A 17,595-nucleotide genomic window follows, 5' to 3' on the forward strand; every position below is an offset into this window, starting at 1 on the left:
AGAAACAACCCATTTTCGGCATACAAAAAGCCACGGGTACGTCACCCGTGGCTTCATCTGTGCATGTTATTCTGTGTTACGTACATATGGACAATATTGCGAACAATACTGCCCAACTGCCGTAAAATTACATGCATTGATCCGTTCCGGAGACGCTGTTCATATTCAAATTAACGTATACTGCCATTAGATTTGTCATTTAACATCGCCTCCCTTGTAGAATTATCCATCATGTTACACAGCTTCAACCGCTCTTGTCAAGTTTATTTTTTTTACTTACTTTACTTGATCCCAGCGAGTCCACATCTCCTTCGGATTCAGTTCATAGATCCCATCTTCCCGGTACATGAACTGGTGCATGATAAACTCCCGACGAATAGTGGCAAAATCCTCATGATAGTTTTGAATGAATGCATTGATCTCTTTCTCCGTATATTTCCGTCCGAATTCCAGCTGCTCTACCAAATGACCCAGTACAATTAGCTTTTTCTTATATTGAGCCGGGATCTGACGCAATCGTCCATCCTTCGAGAAGAAATTACGCATCACGGATGCCTTCAGCGTCTCATTCACATCACTCATATCGGCAACCTCCTCTTGTCTAAAAATAAAATCAACTGAAGCTTGCGCATGCTCCCTGATAAAATAGGGATTGAGCGAGAAAAACACCGTATTTTTCTCTCTGCGTTCCTTGATTAGCGCCGCTTCTCTTAGTTTGGATGCATGATGTGTAACGGTTGGCTGAGACAAGTTAAGCTTCTCGGCAAGCGCTTGCCCATGAAGTTCTCCCTGAGATAACAGCAGCAGCATCCGAAGCCGGGTTGGATCAGCCAAAGCTTTATGGTAAGCCACAATCTTCTCCAGTTGCATTTCGCTCAACTCACTTTCGTTTAGATGATCATCTAATTTGATATTAGTCTTTTCCCTCTCTTAAGTCAATTCCTTAAGGTCAGGATCATTTCTTTACTTTCTTATCCTTCTTGAACTGGCATTAAACCCATATTTACGGTAGGATTATAGTGCTTGAAATAAGGAGGATTAAGAACATGGAAGATGTCATTATTATCGGCGGAGGCCCATGCGGTCTGTCTGCTGCCATTGAATGCGAACGGCTGGGACTGTCCGCAGTAATTGTTGAGAAGTACAATATCGTCCAATCTATTTATCTGTATCCAACCCATATGCAGTTTTTCAGTACAGCCGAATTACTTGAGATCGGGAATGTTCCGTTCAGTACACCGAACGACAAGCCTTTTCGTTACGAGGCACTCGCCTATTATCGCAAGGTAGCCGAACATTTCGGCCTGCGTGTTCATAACTATGAAGAAGCCCAAGAAATCAAACGCAAAGACGATGGCACGTTCGAGGTACATACGGTCAATCGGCGTGGGCAGGCAATCGTTCATGAAGGACGAAATGTCGTTGTGGCTACTGGTTATTTTGACCACCCTAACTATCTTGGCATTCCCGGAGAAGACAAAGATAAAGTCACTCATTATTTCCGTGAAGCTCATCCTTACACACGCACACGTGTCGCCATTATTGGAGGTAGTAATTCAGCTGTCGATGCTGCGATGGAACTGGTTCGTGTCGGCGCACATATTGACATGGTTTATCGTGGGAGCGGTGTTTCGGAACATATTAAACCATGGGTTCGTCCATTGTTCGAAAGCATGGTTCAAAAAGGAAAAATCTCACTTCACCTTGGCTCACGTGTAAATGAAATTTTGGATGATTCCATTCGGTTGCTCCATTCTGATGGATCCTCAAGTGAACTCGACAATGACTTTGTGCTGGCCTTGACCGGATTCCGTCCTGACCGCAAGCTGCTTTCTTCCGTAGGTGTGGAGATGTCTGAGGATATGGATAAACCGGTATATGACCCGCAGACAATGGAAAGCAGCGTACCAGGCATTTACGTTGGCGGAGTAATCGCATCAGGGCGCAATGCCAACGAAGTGTTTATTGAATCCGGGCGCTGGCATGGAAGATATATTGCTGAACATATCGTTGGTCGGCATCGCGGGCAGACCGAAGGGGAATGAAATCAATGGATATGACTTCACTGCTGTTGCTCGTTTTTGCCGCGTTAGGTATTATCAGCAGTAATACACCCGTAACCGTAGCGATGGTATTTCTGTTGCTGCTGCGGGTGCTGAACCTAAATCAGACTTTTCCTTGGCTGGAAAAGTACGGACTTACGATCGGTATTATCATCCTGACCATTGGTGTTATGGCACCTCTCGCCAGCGGCAAGATCAGTTTGCAGACGATTGGAGAGTCTTTTCTCCACTGGAAATCGCTGCTCGCCATTGGTGTAGGATTACTTGTCGCCCATTTGGGAGGACGAGGAGCTACGCTGATGAGTACACAGCCTACCGTCGTTGCCGGGCTGCTTATTGGTACAGTGCTTGGGGTTGCCTTGTTCAAGGGTGTACCGGTCGGTCCCCTGATTGCAGCAGGAATTTTATCGTTACTGCTCGGAAAATCATGATCAAAGTTGGGCCTTGACACCCTTCTGCTGACTGGCTGTTTTTCCCACCGTTGTATGATATACTTCTATTCATGCAATTCAAGCACCCAAGTCCATAGCAGAGAAATCAATTGGATGTTCCTTCATACAAAAGAAAATGGATATACCTCGCAACTATTAATGGCCGCAGGAGGATTCAGGAACCCATGTCACGTCAGTTTGTTACAGAAGCCGTGATGGTGGCAATTTACGGTCAATTACTCGCGCCGCCGGCGCCTGTTGAATATATTGTTCCTTACACCACCATCCTGGAGTTATATGAATTTCAGACCACCCCTGACCCTTTGATGGATAATCCGGCAGATGACCAGCATGTGAAATCCAAGATTAACGAAATGATTTCTTATTTTGAAGAACCGTTGAATAAGAAAAAAATAGAGCGCGCCCTGGCGGTTCCCTGGGCCAAAAGTCCGTCCATTTTGTTTGGTGATCAGGTCTCCATTGCCATTGTTAATGCAGTTGATACCGCACAATATGGTGAATATTTTGATCCCATTGAGACCGAACTGCTGCTCACTTCGCAGCGTCTGGATATCCCTATCCTTACCGACCAGGTCGAATTGATCGCTCGTATTATTGAATCGGCATCTCCTGTGCAAGTCTTCGATATTGACGATTTTGATTTTGCGATGGATGATGAAGAACCGCTTGATCAAGTCTAGTTATGACGGGAACCAGATCGCTCACAAGAATGATCATCGTACTCATGGATATCGATCCATAGATTGCTGATTGTCGCAACAAAGAAGACGCCTTCCCGTCAGGAAAGGCGTCTTCTTTGTTGCGTTTATTCAATTCCGGAAGATCTTAGCAGCAAGCGGCTAAGATCATTCAGCCTGGGCAATGATTTGAGATCAAAAAACTTCAGCCCCGCTTCGCTATTTACTCGTGATTCGACGAGAGAATCCTGAACAATTTGTGCCCTGAACATGGCAATGACAAAATATTCTTCATCCCCACTGGCATGCAAATGTCTCAGATTCGGACCGGAATGCAAACCTTCAAGTATCATATGATTGGTGGTCCACCCCGTCTCTTCCCACAGTTCCCTGTGCGCGGTGTCCTCAATGGCTTCTCCCGGGCGCATCTGTCCCGCAGGAATACGCCAATGTCCGTGTTCAGCATGCTGGATCAGCAATAATTCACCTTGTTCATTCTCGGCCCGAACCGCCGCCTTAACAACTATATGAGAGCGATTCGCGATATACTGGGCCAAATCTCGGGCTGGCGGATTCATGTCGTATCTCCTCCTGTTCGAAAATTGTGCGACCGGTGATGAGCCATTCTATATACGCGGAGATATCACGTTAAATCTCAGTGTAGCGATATTCGATATCCTGTCCTTCTTCAACAACATCTACATGAAGTTGATGACCCTTCAGATACCAGTAATCATGATCTTCCATAAAAAATTGGATACCCGATACCTTCGTTTGATCAGCAGGATGTCTCGGTTCCTCCACGGCGATTCCGAGGGAGAAGCCAGGATGAAGACCTCCGCCGGAGCTATAACGGGCGAAGAATCGAATGCTGTCTCCTTCGTTCAAATTCAGTTCTTCCTTATACCAGCGAGCAGCGCGGTCAGATACATGTATGGTACTCATTTGGTGTCAGCTCCTTCTCTATATATATGTTCCATCATATCGCTACAATGGCCTGATTACAAACCTCAACCACCCCAAATACGCAAAAAAAGTTCATTCACTTGTCATAATTCCATCACAATGGCAGCATCTTCTGTTTTGGAAAAACGTTTGACAGATTGTAAAAGTCGGTGTTAAGATGCAAACATACGAGATCCACATGCAATTTATTACCAAAAAAGAAAGGGTGATTACGGTGTTTAACAATGACGATCTACATCAATTCAACATACAACTAAATACCGGAGCACCCATGAAATCGTTATTCCGTTCATAAGACAGCATCACAGAAGCCTCTAGTCAGGTTTGCTGTTTTGTACTCTCACAATCGAACTTTATCTACGGTGGTGGCTCTGCTCTCGGAGCCATGCTGCCGTATGAATGATACTCAAGACATACCGCCTGCGTGCGGTATGTCTTTTTTTGTGGGCTCAAATGGCTAAACATGAACGGGACATGCATTTCACGAACTTGAAAGGAAGGGATACCACTTGTTCTCTGTACTTAAAAATCTGGCCTGGTTTTTCCGGCTGGAACGCAAACGATACCTCATTGGTGTCACCTTGCTTATTATGGTGGGCATCATTGAACTGCTGCCACCTCGTCTTCTGGGCAACGCTATTGACGAGATTGTACGCGGTTCCATCACCGGCGCTTCACTTACACGTTACATTTTACTTATTCTAGGATCGGTCATCATTATTTATCTGACAACGTACATATGGATGCACAAACTGTTTGGCGGTGCCAATCTGGTTGAACGTTTGCTGCGGTCACGCTTTATGGACCATTTGCTGCGGATGACTCCGCCCTTTTTTGAGAAGAACAGAACTGGCGATCTGATGGCACGTGCCACCAATGATCTTCGTTCCATTGCCACCACAGCAGGCTTCGGCATGCTGACGTTAACCGACTCCACTGCTTTTCTGGCAACCGTATTATTCGCCATGGGTTTTCTGGTTAGCTGGAAACTGACCCTGGCCGCAATTCTGCCTCTGCCCTTTATCGCCATCGCCATGATGATCTATGGTAAAGCCGTCCATCAACGATACACACTGGCACAGGATGCATTCGGGGATATGAACGATCAGGTGCTTGAATCTATTGCCGGCATTCGAGTCGTGCGTGCCTATGTTCAGGAACGCCTGGACGAGAAAAGATTCGCCGATGTCACCGAAGATGTGTACCGCAAAAATCTGGCCGTTGCCAAGATGGATGCACTGTTCGAACCTACCATCCGGTTATGTGTCGGACTCAGTTATGTGATTGCACTTGCCTACGGCATTTATCTTGTTTTTCATAATGAAATTACCCTAGGGGATCTCGTATCGTTCAATATGTACCTGGGGATGATGATCTGGCCAATGTTTGCAATTGGCGAATTGATTAACCTGATGCAGCGTGGCAGTGCCTCACTCGATCGTGTTAACGAAACGCTATCTGTAGAACCTGCCGTGAAAGATGTTGAGCAGCCTGCTCATATTCCTAATCCGGAAGAGATCGCCATGCAGGATGTTACCTTCCGTTATCCTAGTTCTACTGTCGACAATCTCAGTCATGTCAGCTTTTCACTTCGACGTGGGCAGACACTGGGGATCGTGGGACGTACAGGTAGCGGCAAGTCCACCCTGCTCAAACAATTGCTTCATGAATACCCGGCTGGATCGGGTAAATTAAGCATCTCCGGTCATCCGATTCAGGATATCGCCAAAGACGACCTGCACAGCTGGATTGGATATGTTCCACAGGAACAGGTGCTGTTCTCCAAATCAGTCCGTCAGAACATTCAATTCGGTAAGCCTGGTGCTGATGATAATGTGATTATGGAAGCGATTCGCACCGCAGCCTTTGACGGAGATCTGGGCACTTTATCCGATGGTCTGGACACACTCGTTGGTGAAAAAGGAATTGCGCTGTCCGGTGGACAGAAACAGCGGGTATCGCTGGCACGTGCCTTTATCGCCGATCCGGACATTTTGATTCTGGATGATGCTTTATCTGCCGTCGATGCACGAACCGAAGCCAAAATTATCGAAAATATACGCAGCAAACGCTCGGGCAAAACAACGCTGATCTCGACTCACCGCCTGTCCGCTATTGAACACGCAGACCGAATCATTGTACTGGAGCACGGGAAAATAACGGAAGAAGGAACCCATCAGGAACTGCTTGCTATGAACGGCTGGTACCGTGAACAGTATGAACGGCAGCAGGTGGAGTCTAATTTGTCCACGTAGGAGGTTAACGCTTTGAAGTCTAATACAGGCAAACGGCTGCTTCAATATGCCCTAAAAGCCAAAGGCACGTTTATTGCCGCTTTAATTATGCTTACGATTGGAGTTGCCGCCGAGCTTGCCGGCCCTTTCATCGCCAAGTCCATGATCGACAATCATTTGCTTGCTATTGAGCAGCCTTTCTATGAGACTACTGCTTCTAGCGAAGCAGCGGTCTACAATGGAAAGAACTACAAACGTGAAGGCCGGTTTGAACCGGAAGAAACGAAAGGTACCGAAGTACGCGTACTGCAAGCCGGTAGAAGTTTTTATTTTGTAAATGAACCCGTTAGTGCCCCCGATGGGGATCGAACATACGCGGACGGAACACTGACGGTTACACGCGCAGGCGAAGTGACGGGTCAATATGCGGCGGTGCCTTTATCCGCTGGTGAACTCTTTGCCTTTTACAAACCGGAGATGCCAAGCATCTATCAGCTGATTGTGTATTACATGATCTTCCTTGTCATCTCAGTCATTATGGAGTTTGGTAAAACATACTGGTTACAATCATCTGCCAACAAAGTCATTCAAAGACTCCGTAACGATGTGTATGCACACATCCAGCGATTGCCCGTACATTTTTTCGACAACCTGCCCGCAGGTAAAGTGGTCTCTCGGGTCACCAACGATACCGAAGCCGTCAAGGATCTGTTCGTTGCCGTTCTGTCGAACTTTTTCTCTGGCATCATTACGATTACTGGAGTGTACGTTGCGCTCTTCCTGCTGGATTTCCGCCTCGGATTGATCTCGCTGTTCGTTGTGCCGATGCTGGTTCTGTGGATTGTGCTTTATCGTAAAATCGCAACCCGGTACAACACGATCATTCGTTCACGTCTGAGTGAAATTAATGCGATTATTAACGAGTCCATTCAGGGGATGTCCATTATCCGGGTATTCCGTCATCAGAAACAGACCAAGCAGGAATTCGAGGATCTGAATGATGATTATATGAAACACCAGAACAAAATGCTCAACCTGAACGCTTTCACCTCACACAACCTGGTTAACGTCCTGCGGAATATGGCTTTTGCCGTTGTCCTGTGGTACTTCGGCTCTAGTGTGCTGGACGGCACGAGTATCATCTCGCTTGGTGTACTGTATGCATTCGTTGACGTTCTAGGACGTTTGTTCCAGCCAATTACAGGTATGGTGAACCAACTCGCGAACCTGGACTCCTCTATGGTATCCGCCGGACGTGTATTTGAACTGATGGATGAGAAAGGTGAACCGGTAACCGATGGCTCGATGCCGAGGTACAAAGGAAATGTTGTGTTTGACGATGTATCTTTTGCCTATAAAAAAGATTATGTGCTAAACAACATCTCGTTTAAAGCCTCACAAGGTCAAACGGTCGCGCTGGTTGGCCATACCGGTTCCGGTAAAAGCTCGATCATCAACCTGCTGTTCCGGTTCTATGATCCACAGAAGGGCAAGATCACGATTGACGGTCAGAACGTGAAGGATCTGCCTAAACAGTGGATTCGCGAACATATGGGCATTGTACTGCAAGACCCGTACCTGTTCACCGGTACCGTGGCTTCCAATGTCAGTCTCGGAGATGAACAGATTACTCGTGCACAGATTGAGCAGGCGCTGCGCGATGTAGGTGCTGAGCGAATTCTCGCCCATCTACCGCAAGGATTCGACGAGCCGGTTATCGAAAAAGGAAGCACATTATCTGCCGGACAACGGCAATTGATCTCCTTTGCTCGTGCACTGGCATTCGATCCAGCCATCCTGATTCTCGATGAAGCTACGGCGAATATTGATACCGAAACAGAAGCATTAATTCAAAATGCGCTCGAAGTCCTCAAAAAAGGACGGACCACTTTCATCATCGCCCACCGTCTGTCCACCATTCGTTCAGCAGACCAGATTCTAGTCCTGCATCGCGGACGGATCGTTGAACAAGGTGCACATGATGAATTGATGGAACTGAAAGGTCGCTATTTTCAGATGTATCAGCTACAGCAAGGTGCCCAAGCAGCACCGGATACGAATGAAAACAACCCACTGGGCGAGGCCATTCGAACCACTTCCTCCTTTGCTGGAGGCGGCGTGTAAGTAAAACGGGAAAAATTGCAAATATACTTTAACACCGACCGATATGCCCGCGGACCTCTTGGTCTGCGGCAGATCGGTTTTTTATTTTTAGATTTCATTCATGTATTCAGCTCTTCTGATTTCCTCTTATTGACAATGGAAACATCTCTCTGTATTATACATACCAACGGTCGGTATCTAAAATATAAGGAGGTTATTATGGCCAGAAACAAGCACCCTGAACAGACGGTACAGCAGATTCTGAACGTCGCTGCGCAGTTATTCACAGATAAAGGATTTGAAAAGACGAGTATTCAGGACATCATTGTTGCCCTAGGCATGTCCAAGGGAGCCGTGTATCATCACTTTAGATCCAAAGAGGAAATACTGGACGCGGTCATCGAACAACAGTTTAACTATTCCGCTCAGATGCTGGATCATTTAATTACAAATACATCGACCACACCAGCACGAGAGAAGTTAGTTCAGATTTTGGAGCATGTCGTCTCTGATCCACAGGCCCATTCACTGGATCACGTACTTCGAACCCAAATCAAAAATCCAGTGTTCATTGTACGAGGGATTCAACAGGCTGTGCGGATTGATGCACCGGTGATTGCAGCGATTTTGCGTGAAGGCATTACAGATGGATCTATCCATTCCGAGGATCCCGAAGCTTGTGCAGAAGTATTCATGATGCTGGTCAATATATGGATTAATCCAACACTGTTCGGCCGCAATTCGAGCGAAACAAAGCAACGTCTTTATTTTTTACAGCGGTTGATGAACATGCTTGGTGCCGATATTGTAAGTGAATCACTAATTGAACGTATTCTAGATCAACATGCTGCCATGGGTGCTTATCCTATTCTGAATGAAGACGATGACAGAAATGAGGGGTAACCAATTTGAATCCTAATAGACATATGATTTGCAAAGAATGGTTGTCCGAAGAACCCCTTCTCACCCTTTCTCTGGAATGGATGCAAGGCGAAGTGCATATCAGCCAAGGTACAGAATCGGTTATCCGTGTTACTCAATGGGGCTCCGCCCGTTTTCCAAGAATTCGATGTTTTGAAGCTAACGTCAGCCATGGTTTATTACATCTGATCGATGGACGAAAACAAGCTTTTCCGCTGGGCATAAACTTCCACCGCACATCGCTCCACATTGTACTGCCGCCTGCGGTCTTGAAAAGACTGTCGATCAACGGAGTTGGTTCCCACTTTCTTGTGAGTAACGTTTCTTCCGAACAATGGGATTGTCACTGTACATCAGGCAAGCTCACCTTATCTGGCCATGCCAATCATATCTGTCTACGATCAGTGGGAAGTCGAGTTACAGCAACAGACCTCCGTGCAGAACATATGCAACTGCAAGCCACTTCTTCACCTGTTCAGTTATCCGGTCAGTTCACCCATATTCAATCGAAAGTGACAGGTAGCCAACTCACCATTCAATCCTCAACGACACTTCAATCTCTGGATAGTCTCTCCACAGGTTGTAACGTTGAGGTGCGAATCCCACCAGAAAACGATGGATTCAAGTTAGACTTCAAGCAGGCCGGAGGCCGCTTCAGCAGTGATCTTCCGCTTCAATCCATTCATAATCAACATACGTATCGTAACGGTACTTATCCATTTCAAGCAGAAGTCAGAGGTGGGAAGCTTACCATAGGGAGCTCTTCATACCATTCCACATAGAGGAGGTAAACATATGAGCATCGGCTGGATCGTTGGCAGCAGCTTGGCTACCGTGGTATTACTTGCGGGGATTATCAATTTGTTCGTTGGTATACGTAAAAACAATCATCTGCGCTGGCCTTGGTGGTTCATCGGTTTTGGAGTGGCTGCGCTGATTAGCGCAGCGATTAACTATCCCGGAACATAGAAACGCCGCATCAACATGCGCAAAAAAAAGACAATCGCGCAGTCCAGTCACTTTCCGTGCTGCTGCGGATTGTCTATCCATCTATCCATCCTTTGACCATATATCCCATATATAATATCGTTTCTCTTGCCAGAAAAGGAAATTGGCTGCGCCAGGTCTGGTAAGCCGTCGTTCGTGTTGGGGACGGAACAGCATGCATGCCAAGTCCCTTAGCGAGCTTCATCGCCCGTTTCATATGTAACGGGTCACTTACAATGGTGTAGGTGTGAAATCCCGCCTGTTCTCCAACGCTAAGTGAATTCACCAGATTCTCCTCTGTAATTCTCGATTCTGTCTCCATTTGAATATCTGCCGGATCTACACCATGTGCAACAGCATAATCTCGTCCTACTTCGGCTTCGGCACGCTCACCTGGACTGCCAGAACCACCAGTAAAGAGCAGATGGCTGATCGTCCCCTGGCGATATAATACGATGGCATGCTCAATACGTTCGCGAAATACGGGTGAAGGGTTGTCCCCTTCTACGGCTGCACCGAGGATGATGGCTGCATCACTCTGTCTGGATGATTCATCATCGGTGTAGGCCCAGATGAGCGAGGCCGTAGTTATCGTCCATATGACCCCAAGCAACACGAGCGATACAATGGAGATTATCAGCCAGTGCCTGCTTTTTATTTTACGTGTACGGGACTTGCCTTCCATCACAATGATTCATCCTCTTCCAGTGCCCGGGCGTGCATGCTCTCTGCATGCATACGTTCGAGTGTCTGCAGCGCCGCCGCGGATTCAGCATCCAGCCCCAGCTCTGCAATCCAGGCACCCGTGTACTGCTGAAGACTAATCTCTAGTTCCTGTGCACGGTCTTTGAAATCTTCCAGCTCCTTGATCATGCGTGATCGTCCTTCAGGACTGAATGTCTCATGAATTCGTTCCTTGAAATAGTGATGTACAATGCTATTACGCTGCTTCCATAATTCATTCAACTGCCGAGTCTCTTCCTCCGAAAAGGTAAAATGATGGCGCACCTCATGAATGAGTTGTCCGAGTGAACTGCTCATCTTCCGTTCGTACAGATCTTCCAGATCTTCTTCGGAAACAACCTTGCCCTGAGACATTTTCATTAATAAAATCAGATTGACCAGTTGCTGTTCAAGCGCCTGTCCATAATATACAGCCAATCCGTAATATGCAAACAATTCTCTGGAGTGTTCGCTGTCCAGCATGTCACCATGCTGCATGTCTGTATTTTGCATAAGCGAGCGCCCCCTTTATCTCCGTACAATACGTTCCATTCCAACGTCCCTCTATGGTAACGAAACATAGACCAACATTCAAGTTCAGCAGAATAATAGCCTCTAACTCCGTAAATCCCTTCTTCCCGATAACCATATATGAATGATGAGTAGAACTATGGCATAGATTATAGCCCACACTGTCGTCAAAACAACAGCCCCCAACTTCAATTCTTCATATAACATCATCTCACGAACGAGATAAAATGCCGGAGGCAGAATCTTGACAACCCATTGTATGGATTCAGGCAAACGTCCGCTTAATGAACCTTGAACAAACGATAATAACAATAAAACAATGAAAGGTGGCATACTGCGGCTCAGCATGGGAATGTATGATTTTTGGAAGAACACACTGAGCCCCAGACCCAGGAGCGACAACGCCAAATGTCCGGCCCAAGCCATGATCCACTCCCCAGCGCTTGGTAGCCTCGCAAACATACCTGTAACAACTGGATATAACACGGTAATTGCAGTCAGGCCGAACTGCATGATCAACGCACAGATCAATTGTGCGAAGACAACCTTGCGTTTGCTACCTGCATGCAGAACAAGCAATTGATATTGCCCCGCAGGTTCCGTGTTCATTACCGTTAAGCCCAGCCAAGCCGCACCAAAAAAGAGCAGCATGGCTGTAACGCTGTAACTGTCCGCAATCGGATTAGGTTTGTAGGAATAGATGAGCAGCATCGTAATGATATAAAAGATCACTGGCGCAACATATTTCTGTGAACGTATGTAATGTTTTAATAAATAACGGGTCAAGTAGATCATTGGAGGTCGCCTCCTGCCGTAGATAGGGAGGAAGGGCGCTCTGCCGCTTCCCTGCTCATAACCTCACCTGGATGCCGCCCCTCCATCAATCCTTCCATATTTAATCTGGTCTCTTCCGGCTGCACAGATAAGATAGAACCGCCAGCTGCCAGAATCATTCCAATAATCTGATCTGCCGAACTGCGTGACACCTTCCAATCCCATACTTCTCGACCATCATCCTGACGAACCCTGCCGCGATGGCATGCAATGATTCCCGGTTGATCAACAAGCAGCGCATCAATAACAGATTGTTCCAGCCCTTCCATCACACTTTGGATACTCACAGCGGGCTCACCAGCTTGCTGCAAATCATCCTGGTTCCAGCGACGCAGCACCGTTCCCTTCTGTAACACGATGACCTGATCCGCGAGACGTTCAATCAGCAATGGTTCATGGCAAGCTGTAACGATCTGGCTTCCTTCCTGTTTCCACTGTCTGAGCAAAGCTACAATTGCTTCCTGCGCAGGAACGTCCAGACCGGACAATGGTTCATCAAGCAGCAATAACCCATCAGGTCCAGGCAGCAAAGCCTGAATTAAATTCACCTTCTGCAACGTACCTTTGGATAACTGAGGCAAGTTCTGATCCAGAGCCGTGCCTACGAATAACAGCTCACTCAATTCGCCTATCCGTTGACGCAATATTTCAGGCTGCATGCCTCGAATACGTCCCATTTCCCACAGGTACTCTTTTGGGGTGAAGGGCAGGCGTGACAGTCCATCCAGTGCATACGTAATCCGTCCATGCCTGGGCTTGCGTTGCGAGCCTGCGTCGGGCAGTAACATACCCGCCAGCACACGCAGCAATGTGCTTTTGCCTGAGCCATTCCTTCCCACCAGGACGATACACTCCCCCTGACCTACTTCCAGATTGATATCATTCAATACCTGCACATCCCCAAGTCGTTTGCTCACCTGTTGTAGCGATATGATTCGTCCGTTTGAGTCTGCTGCTGCTTTTCCTGCTTTATCGAAGAATCCACTTTCCCCTGCCCTTGCTCTTGCTCTCCATCCCATAGAATCACATCCGTTCAGGAGCCTGAACGCCCAGTAAATATAGGCTGTAGGCAAGACGCTCCGCCGTACGCTCTGTTAACGCCACCCGGAAGGGTTTGACGTCAGCCGGCGCATCCGCAATCCGTTCCGCATGATAGAAGCGGTTGAACGCTTGGGCAACATCTATCGCATATTTGGCAATGACCGAAGGCTCGTTGCGATGAATTGCTTTTTCCAGATACTGAGGATAATCCGCCAGCAGTTTCAGCAATGCCCATGAAGTGTCACCGACCATGACCGACTTGTTATCTGAGTTTGCCACAGCATTGTTACTACTACTAACATTTTCTAATTGATTTTCATTTTCCACGCGCTCTGTCTCTGCTGCCTTCGCAAGCACACTGTTAATCCGGGCATGTGTGTATTGCACATAAGGTCCTGTCTCTCCTTCAAAGCTCACCGCATCTTCGAGCGAGAAATCGACGTCGTTCAACCGGTTGTTGCGCAGATCACCGAATACAATTGCACCTACACCAACCGCTTCCGCAACCTCCTGCGAATTCGGCAGATTCGGATTTTTCTCCTGAATAATCTGTAATGCCCGAGCAACCGCCTCGTCCAGTACCTCCTGCAAAAAGACGACTTTCCCCCGGCGGGTAGACATCTTCCGTCCTTCGAAACGCATCAAGCCAAACGGAATATGTTCACAAATATCAGACCACGCATACCCCATCCGGGATAATACCGCAAATACTTGACGGAAATGAAGCTTCTGCTCACCCCCGACCACATACAGCATTTTATCCGCCTTCATCACATCATGACGATAAACGGCTGTTGCCAAATCCCGCGTTGGGTAGATGGTTGTTCCATCGGTTTTGATAATCAGGCAAGGCGGCATATTCTCATCCTCCAAACGTACCACCAATGCGCCTTCGCTCTCTTCGAGCAATCCTTTGGCTTTCAGTTCTTCAACTATCGCGCCCATCTTGTCATTATAAAAGCTCTCACCCAGCGTATGGTCAAACTGAACATTCAGACGCTCATACATCCGGTTGAATTCTTTCATGCTCACCTCTACAAAAAAGGTCCATAACCGCTGCGCCTCTTCATCCCCTTGCTCCAGCTTGCGGAACCAATCTCGTGCCTCGATCTCCAGAGATGGATCATTCTCCGCCTCATCGTGAAAACGCACATACAGCTCCAATGAGGTACGAATTGGCTCAGCCTGTAGTGCTTCATCATTCCCCCAACGTTTGTAGGCTGCAATCTGTTTGCCGAATTGTGTTCCCCAATCCCCCAGATGATTCACACTGACCGAAGTGTAACCTGCCTCGTTATATAACCGATACAATGATGCCCCAATCACGGTGGAGCGCAGATGACCAATTCCGAATGGCTTGGCAATGTTAGGCGACGACATGTCGATCACAACGCGTGCACCTGCCCCCAGTTGCAGCTTGCCAAATGTTTTATGTTCCAGTTCTTGCAGCAGCTTCGGCGCCAGCTCTTCCCGATTGAAACGTATGTTCACATAGGGTCCTGCTGGTGAAGCATCCAATCCAACGGTCTGTAATTGAACAGCAATATCAGTGGCGATAACCGCGGGTGCTTTTTTCAACGACTTGGCCAAAATAAAGCAAGGAAACGCCGCATCTCCCATCTCCGCCTGTGGTGGAACCTCCAGTAATCTCAACACCTCGTCTTGCTTCAATCCCGTTAAGGGAGCAAGTTGTGCTGCTGCCTGATTCATCAACATGTTGAACACTCCTAGTCATTATCATATTTAGCCATGCTATAGATAACAAAAAAAGCCCTCGTCTCTATATCAGAGACGAGAGCTGATCTTCACAGTTCCCGCGGTACCACTCTAGGTGAGCAGATGGCGAATGCACATCAAAGTACATTCACAGTCTGCTCCGCTCGATGCGATTAACGGCCGCCTGCCGGATTGCCCTCATGACCTGCTCTACATCCTCTCAAGGATGTAAACATACCTTCGGACAACCATCTCACGGGTGCGCTTCACTCAGATCATGTCATACCGGCTTCCACCTGCCCCGGCTCGCTGTCATGCATGGATTCTGGCTACTCTCCCGATCACAGATATTCATCGTTTCAATTCATTGCCATCATTATACAGATCACGCTCTGCTTTGGCAACCTGTTACATGCATTTGCCAATGTAATACCAGCTATCGATAGAAAATCTCACCATCGTATGGGGAGTAACAGGAACGTTACTTATGCTGAATCCATAAAAAATCCCCTCCAGCAGACAACGTTGCAAAACATCTTATCGGATGTCTTATTACGTTGTCTTCTGTGAGGGGATTAGCCCGGCATCTTTGCAACTTATCCAGGCTTTTTATTTTCGGCTTTTTATTTTCAATTCAATTTAATTCAATGGAGTTATATTTACGCAACTGCGGCCATCAGGCGGCAAGCCTCTGCACATTTGCGGCAAGCTTCTGCGCAAGCCTGGCAGTGATCATGTTGATGTTTGCCACACTCAGCAGCACAAGCTTCACATGCTTTCACACACAGTTCGCAAATTTCGGCGATGAAATCACTTCCACGTGTCATGGCTTGAGCAGCAAAACTGCAGATTTCCGCACATTCCCGATCCAAACGAATGCAATCACGCAGCATTGCCAGATCATATTCTTTCAGACTCGATATGTAACATACGTTGCAAGCATTCATACACTCCAGGCAAGCATCGATACATTGCTGATATTGTTGTTGTGTCATTTAAAGTTACCTCCCAGACTAAGTTTGCTATGCTTCTTAATACCCCGTCTGGAGGAACCTTGAATCATTCAGCCTGATTTGCAGCCTCTAATTCCAGCAATTGGTTGCGAATGATCGACTGATCGAAGTGCTCACCTATAAACACAGCTACGTTAGGCACATCCCCTTGAGGCGTGATTTTCATATAATCCGATTCCCGGTAAGCATATTGGAACCAGAACCGACTGGATGTATCGCTAAAAGATAAAATCCCTTTTGCCCGGTACACGTCGCGAGGTAACTCAGCTATCAAACGCTCAAAAGCCTCACTGTTCACCGGCTCGGTGAAATAGTGCGTATACACCATGACATGTTCATGCGAAGCATGGGGGTGGGCATGATTATGACTATCGTTGTGGTCATGAGGATGAGGATGATCATGGACATTTCCCTGAGAATGTTGATGTTCTTCGTGATCATGACCCACTTGCTCATGATGTACATGTCCATGATCGTGGCTGCATCCAAGCTCTGCACAAGCCTCGGAATGCACGTGATGTTCCTGCTCCGCGTGTTTACTCGTACCATCAACAGATTGATAGGCATGCACATTGTCTCCGCTGTGAAGCAGCACATCCATGTCGACTTCACACTTCACCGTAGGCAGTACCGGAGCGAAACCGTTCCAGCGTGCCAACAGGTCCTGCAGATCTGCTAACTGCTGCTCATTCACCCGATCCGTTTTGTTCAGGAGAAGTACAGACGCACAGCGAATCTGTTCCTGCATCAGCTTGAAAGTTTGTCCCTTCTGCTCCTGGTACAGCCCTGACAGATGCGCGGCATCTACCACAGTGATCAGGCTTTTCAGCTCCAGTCGCATATAAAGTGATGTTTCCGTAACTGCATCCAGAATCTCCATCGGGTTTGCTGCTCCCGTTGCTTCGATGATAATGACATCAGGTGATTCCTCCTGCACAAGATCAGCAAGCTGCAGCCCCAAGTCACCGCGCACAGTACAGCAGATGCATCCGCCTAACATTTCCGTCATTGGTACCGAAGCATCCACAATCTGACCATCCAGATTGACTTCACCCAATTCATTCATGACCACGGCGGGTCGGAGACCTTGCTGCTGCCAATGTTCAATCAGTTGAACAAGCAGTGTCGTTTTGCCACTGCCCAGGAAGCCTGACAATATATATACAGGTATGGATGATTCATTTGCTTTTAATTCACTCATCGTTGTTCACCTCTCTATTTGTCCAATGGAACTGGTCTATCTCTATCCTAGCGAGTGTACACTATCCTGCAATCTTTGCGCAATCCTGGCCTTCTATTTGCAGGTGCATTGCCTCATTCTACTGAATGGTCTA

Annotated in this window: 18 protein-coding genes; 8 read left to right on the top strand and 10 right to left on the bottom strand. The window is 47.3% G+C overall.

Annotated features, from left to right (window positions below):
• Positions 1 to 276: 276 nt before the first annotated feature.
• Complete coding sequence (locus HW560_RS26425; RefSeq protein WP_090896171.1) at positions 277 to 870, bottom strand: DUF2087 domain-containing protein; 594 nt, start codon at positions 868 to 870, stop codon at positions 277 to 279.
• Positions 871 to 1,046: 176 nt separating this feature from the next.
• Here HW560_RS26425 and HW560_RS26430 point away from each other — a divergent pair, with 176 nt between their 5' ends.
• From HW560_RS26430 to HW560_RS26440, 3 genes are all read left to right on the top strand, one after another.
• The gene (locus HW560_RS26430) at positions 1,047 to 2,045 is read left to right on the top strand and encodes a YpdA family putative bacillithiol disulfide reductase (protein WP_090896170.1); all 999 of its coding nucleotides are present in this window, start codon (positions 1,047 to 1,049) and stop codon (positions 2,043 to 2,045) included.
• 5 nt (positions 2,046 to 2,050) lie between these two features.
• On the top strand, positions 2,051 to 2,494 hold the full coding sequence (locus HW560_RS26435; RefSeq protein ID WP_090896169.1) for a DUF441 domain-containing protein: 444 nt from the start codon (positions 2,051 to 2,053) through the stop codon (positions 2,492 to 2,494).
• 185 nt (positions 2,495 to 2,679) lie between these two features.
• On the top strand, positions 2,680 to 3,195 hold the full coding sequence (locus HW560_RS26440; RefSeq protein ID WP_179265142.1) for an ADP-heptose synthase: 516 nt from the start codon (positions 2,680 to 2,682) through the stop codon (positions 3,193 to 3,195).
• Between the two features lie 125 nt (positions 3,196 to 3,320).
• Here HW560_RS26440 and HW560_RS26445 read toward each other — a convergent pair whose 3' ends face one another.
• Together HW560_RS26445 and HW560_RS26450 are read right to left on the bottom strand one after the other, a co-directional pair.
• Positions 3,321 to 3,770, bottom strand: coding sequence for an NUDIX domain-containing protein (locus HW560_RS26445; protein ID WP_090896167.1), 450 nt, complete (start codon positions 3,768 to 3,770; stop codon positions 3,321 to 3,323).
• A gap of 70 nt (positions 3,771 to 3,840) precedes the next feature.
• Positions 3,841 to 4,137, bottom strand: a complete 297-nt coding sequence (locus HW560_RS26450; protein WP_024630313.1) for a HesB/YadR/YfhF family protein — start codon at positions 4,135 to 4,137, stop codon at positions 3,841 to 3,843.
• A 530-nt stretch (positions 4,138 to 4,667) separates the two neighbouring features.
• Here HW560_RS26450 and HW560_RS26455 point away from each other — a divergent pair.
• The 5 genes from HW560_RS26455 to HW560_RS26475 all read left to right on the top strand — a co-directional run bounded on the left by HW560_RS26455 (position 4,668) and on the right by HW560_RS26475 (position 10,385).
• Entirely contained in the window at positions 4,668 to 6,413 is a 1,746-nt protein-coding gene (locus HW560_RS26455) for an ABC transporter ATP-binding protein (protein ID WP_090896166.1), read from the top strand.
• 12 nt (positions 6,414 to 6,425) lie between these two features.
• Positions 6,426 to 8,516: an ABC transporter ATP-binding protein gene (locus HW560_RS26460; RefSeq protein WP_090896164.1), complete on the top strand. Its 2,091-nt coding sequence runs from the start codon at positions 6,426 to 6,428 to the stop codon at positions 8,514 to 8,516.
• A gap of 198 nt (positions 8,517 to 8,714) precedes the next feature.
• Positions 8,715 to 9,398 (top strand): TetR/AcrR family transcriptional regulator, encoded by a 684-nt coding sequence (locus tag HW560_RS26465; RefSeq protein WP_111619126.1) that lies wholly within the window; start codon positions 8,715 to 8,717, stop codon positions 9,396 to 9,398.
• A 5-nt stretch (positions 9,399 to 9,403) separates the two neighbouring features.
• Complete coding sequence (locus HW560_RS26470) at positions 9,404 to 10,198, top strand: DUF4097 family beta strand repeat-containing protein (protein WP_179265143.1); 795 nt, start codon at positions 9,404 to 9,406, stop codon at positions 10,196 to 10,198.
• A 13-nt stretch (positions 10,199 to 10,211) separates the two neighbouring features.
• Positions 10,212 to 10,385: a hypothetical protein gene (locus tag HW560_RS26475; RefSeq protein ID WP_177185674.1), complete on the top strand. Its 174-nt coding sequence runs from the start codon at positions 10,212 to 10,214 to the stop codon at positions 10,383 to 10,385.
• A 73-nt stretch (positions 10,386 to 10,458) separates the two neighbouring features.
• On the opposite strand, the gene HW560_RS26480 is transcribed toward HW560_RS26475, so the two are convergent.
• The 7 genes from HW560_RS26480 to HW560_RS26510 all read right to left on the bottom strand — a co-directional run bounded on the left by HW560_RS26480 (position 10,459) and on the right by HW560_RS26510 (position 17,462).
• A complete protein-coding gene (locus HW560_RS26480; RefSeq protein WP_179265927.1) occupies positions 10,459 to 11,088 on the bottom strand; it encodes a YdcF family protein in 630 nt (209 codons plus the stop codon).
• The gene (locus tag HW560_RS26485) at positions 11,088 to 11,639 is read right to left on the bottom strand and encodes a hypothetical protein (protein ID WP_109999877.1); all 552 of its coding nucleotides are present in this window, start codon (positions 11,637 to 11,639) and stop codon (positions 11,088 to 11,090) included. Before HW560_RS26485 ends, HW560_RS26480 begins: the two co-directional genes overlap by 1 nt.
• Before the next feature lie 102 nt (positions 11,640 to 11,741).
• Positions 11,742 to 12,452, bottom strand: coding sequence for a hypothetical protein (locus HW560_RS26490; RefSeq protein ID WP_090896144.1), 711 nt, complete (start codon positions 12,450 to 12,452; stop codon positions 11,742 to 11,744).
• Entirely contained in the window at positions 12,449 to 13,510 is a 1,062-nt protein-coding gene (locus HW560_RS26495; RefSeq protein ID WP_179265144.1) for an ATP-binding cassette domain-containing protein, read from the bottom strand. The genes HW560_RS26490 and HW560_RS26495 overlap by 4 nt, the downstream gene beginning before the upstream one ends.
• Positions 13,511 to 13,514: 4 nt before the next feature.
• On the bottom strand, positions 13,515 to 15,248 hold the full coding sequence (gene argS, locus HW560_RS26500; protein WP_090896132.1) for an arginine--tRNA ligase: 1,734 nt from the start codon (positions 15,246 to 15,248) through the stop codon (positions 13,515 to 13,517).
• A gap of 659 nt (positions 15,249 to 15,907) precedes the next feature.
• Complete coding sequence (locus HW560_RS26505) at positions 15,908 to 16,243, bottom strand: four-helix bundle copper-binding protein (RefSeq protein ID WP_090896129.1); 336 nt, start codon at positions 16,241 to 16,243, stop codon at positions 15,908 to 15,910.
• A gap of 64 nt (positions 16,244 to 16,307) precedes the next feature.
• Positions 16,308 to 17,462 (bottom strand): CobW family GTP-binding protein, encoded by a 1,155-nt coding sequence (locus HW560_RS26510; RefSeq protein ID WP_090896126.1) that lies wholly within the window; start codon positions 17,460 to 17,462, stop codon positions 16,308 to 16,310.
• Positions 17,463 to 17,595: the final 133 nt, after the last annotated feature.

It is taken from the genome of Paenibacillus sp. E222, assembly GCF_013401555.1.
Lineage (GTDB): Bacteria > Bacillota > Bacilli > Paenibacillales > Paenibacillaceae > Paenibacillus.